This is a genomic window from Citrobacter sp. Ca225 (assembly GCF_030337175.1).
In the GTDB taxonomy this organism is placed as follows: domain Bacteria; phylum Pseudomonadota; class Gammaproteobacteria; order Enterobacterales; family Enterobacteriaceae; genus Citrobacter_A; species Citrobacter_A amalonaticus.
Genome location: NZ_JAOWCD010000037.1, coordinates 1 through 3,251 on the forward strand (window position 1 = coordinate 1; position 3,251 = coordinate 3,251).

The window sequence follows — 3,251 nt, forward strand, 5'->3', positions numbered from 1 at the left end:
GGCGCCGATTATCCGTTTCAGTTTGCCATGATCGCATTCAATCACGTTGTTCCGGTACTTAATCTGTCGGTGTTCAACGTCAGACGGGCACCGGCCTTCGCGTTTGAGCAGAGCAAGCGCGCGACCATAGGCGGGCGCTTTATCCGTGTTGATGAATCGCGGGATCTGCCACTTCTTCACGTTGTTGAGGATTTTACCCAGAAACCGGTATGCAGCTTTGCTGTTACGACGGGAGGAGAGATAAAAATCGACAGTGCGGCCCCGGCTGTCGACGGCCCGGTACAGATACGCCCAGCGGCCATTGACCTTCACGTAGGTTTCATCCATGTGCCACGGGCAAAGATCGGAAGGGTTACGCCAGTACCAGCGCAGCCGTTTTTCCATTTCAGGCGCATAACGCTGAACCCAGCGGTAAATCGTGGAGTGATCGACATTCACTCCGCGTTCAGCCAGCATCTCCTGCAGCTCACGGTAACTGATGCCGTATTTGCAGTACCAGCGTACGGCCCACAGAATGATGTCACGCTGAAAATGCCGGCCTTTGAATGGGTTCATGTGCAGCTCCATCAGCAAAAGGGGATGATAAGTTTATCACCACCGACTATTTGCAACAGTGCCCAAAATACCCTCAGCAATTAGTGTACTGAGGGTATTGTTAACCATCCGTAGGATCGTTCAACTGATCAATGCCTTAACTGATCGGTGTTATCCCGATTGGGAGGCTTTACAAAATAGCTCATTTTTATCTTACGCTTGCGCTTTCTTAGGCAAAGAAAAGTGCAGTAAGGCATAGCCAAGTAATGCTGCTGTCGTAGAACCCATTAAGATACCGAGTCGAGCATAGGTATCAAATTCAGGACTTACATTTCCGAACGCTAAAGAGGAAATGAAGATAGACATTGTAAAGCCAATACCACACAACACAGATACCGCAAAGATATGCTTGAAGTTAACGCCTTCAGGTAACTTAGCAACGCCCATTTTTACCGCTGCCCAGCTAAAGGTAAAGATACCTAGAGGCTTACCAACCAGTAGACCCAAAGCAATACCGAGTGGCAGCATTGAAGTTAGACCTGACATCGATACGCCTTCTAACGAAATCCCCGCATTGGCAAATGCGAATAGAGGCAGAATACCAAATGCCACGTATGGGTGAAGCGCGTGCTCCATATGTTTAAGTGGAGAATGTTCGCCCTGCTTTCCCTTTAGTGGGATAGCAAAACCAATCACTACACCTGCCAATGTTGCGTGAACACCAGATTTAAGCACCGCGAACCATAAGATCGCACCGACGATCATGTATGGCGTAAGTTTTGTTACTTCCTTCGCATTCAACATGAATAGGACACCAGTCATGATGAAGCCAACAAGCAACGCCATGGTCGACAGGTCACCGGTGTAAAATAGCGCGATAATAACAACTACACCTAAATCATCGATGATAGCAACCGCCAGCAAGAACACTTTTAGGCTTACTGGTACACGCTTACCTAATAACGCCATGATACCTAAAGCAAAAGCGATATCTGTCGCCGCTGGAATTGCCCAACCAGAAATCGCCTCAGGATCGTTGGCATTAAAGGCTACGTAAATAAGAGCAGGAGCTAATATACCGCCAACCGCTGCAATCGCAGGGAAAATTGCGGTTTCTTTTGATTTTAACGCACCTTCAAGCAGCTCTCGCTTAACTTCAAGGCCAATGAGTAAGAAGAAAACAGCCATTAGGCCGTCATTAATCCAGTGAGAAACTGACATACCAAATACATAAGTATGCAGTACAGATTGATAAGTTTCGCCCAGCGGTGAGTTAGCAATGGTCATCGCAATTGCCGCGGCAATCACGAGAAGAATACCACCAGCTGATTCCATTTTGAAAAAGTCACGAATGACATCGTTCATGGTTTCGTCCTTATATTTATTATCTTAATAAACGATTAACAAAGAATGATAAGAGTGTATAGCGGTCGAAAACTTTAGAATAATTGAATCGCCACGGATAATCTAGACACTTCCGAGCCGTTGATTGGACTGACCCCACGCCCGTAGACAAATTCTGTCCTCACGACGAGGCCTGTTCGAAGGCCTCCGGACTGACGCCGCCGAGGTGACTGTGGCGCCGGGCCCGGTTGTAGAACACTTCAATGTAATCGAAGATATCCGCCCGGGCTAGATCCCGGGTTTTGTATATTCTCTTCGGCTTTGTTGAATAAATAAGATTTCGTGCGAACGACCCTGTAGCTGGCTGGATTTTCAGGCAATACGCACGCTTTCTGGCATCCCAGCCTTTGTCATCCTGTTCAACGCACGCACCATGGCCATAGCTTCCGCTACCTGACCATCGTAGTCACGCAGCGTCAGTGAATCTCCCAACAACTGCTTCATTCTGTACATTGCCGTTTCCGCTATCGAGCGACGGTTATATTCCGTTGTCCATTTCCACCGTGCATTGCTTCCGCTCAGCCGCTGATTAGCAACGGCACGGTTGCGGTCTGCGTACTCACCGGGCCAGTAACCTGCTCCTTTTCGGGGAGGAATAAGCGCGCTGATTTTTTTGCGGCGCAGTTCATCGTGACAGAGCCGGGTATCGTAAGCCCCGTCTGCCGCGGCTGCCCTGATTTTTCTGTGAGTCTGCCGGATAAGGCCCGGGAAGGCTTCTGAGTCCGTGACGTTATTCAGCGACAGGTCTGCACAGACAACTTCATGTGTGTTGCTGTCAACAGCAAGATGCAACTTTCGCCAGATACGACGGCGCTCTTTGCCGTGCTTTCTGACTTTCCATTCGCCTTCACCAAAGACCTTCAGCCCGGTGGAATCAATCACCAGGTGTGCGATTTCACCCCGGGTGGACGTTTTGAAACTGACATTAACCGACTTTGCCCGCTTACTGACACTGGTGTAATCCGGGCAGCGCAACGGAACGTTCATCAGGGCAAAAATGGAATCAATAAAACCCTGCGCAGCCCGCAGGGTCAGCCGGAATACGCGTTTAATCACCAGAACGGTGGTGATGGCGAGATCAGAATAGCGCTGGGGCCTTCCTCGTGATGAAGGCGTTGCCGACTCATACCAGGCCTGAATCGCCTCATCATCCAGCCAGAAAGTGAGGGAGCCACGGTTGATGAGAGCTTTGTTGTAGGTGGACCAGTTGGTGATTCTGAACTTTTGCTTTGCCACGGAATGGTCTGTGTTGTCGGGAGGATGCGTGATCTGATCCTTCAACTCAGCAAAAGTTCGATTTATTCAACAAAGCC

3 protein-coding genes and 1 pseudogene are annotated in these 3,251 nt (G+C 49.3%); all 4 read right to left on the reverse strand.

The window, feature by feature from the left end; all coding sequences use genetic code 11:
• On the reverse strand, nt 1–555 hold a 555-nt coding region (locus OGW13_RS00805; RefSeq protein ID WP_032259227.1), incomplete at its 3' end, for an IS6-like element IS26 family transposase.
• 192 nt (nt 556–747) lie between these two features.
• The gene (gene nhaA, locus OGW13_RS00810) at nt 748–1,899 is read right to left on the reverse strand and encodes a Na+/H+ antiporter NhaA (protein WP_001000601.1); all 1,152 of its coding nucleotides are present in this window, start codon (nt 1,897–1,899) and stop codon (nt 748–750) included.
• A gap of 160 nt (nt 1,900–2,059) precedes the next feature.
• A pseudogene (locus OGW13_RS00815) lies at nt 2,060–2,197 on the reverse strand (IS3 family transposase); the annotation flags it as partial.
• 53 nt (nt 2,198–2,250) lie between these two features.
• On the reverse strand, nt 2,251–3,219 hold the full coding sequence (locus tag OGW13_RS00820) for an IS5 family transposase (protein ID WP_000654811.1): 969 nt from the start codon (nt 3,217–3,219) through the stop codon (nt 2,251–2,253).
• Between the last annotated feature and the right edge of the window lie 32 nt (nt 3,220–3,251).

Coding starts and splice junctions, on each gene's coding strand:
- nhaA (WP_001000601.1), bottom strand. CDS start 1,899: ATGAACGATGTCATTCGTGACTTTTTCAAAATGGAATCAGCTGGTGGT.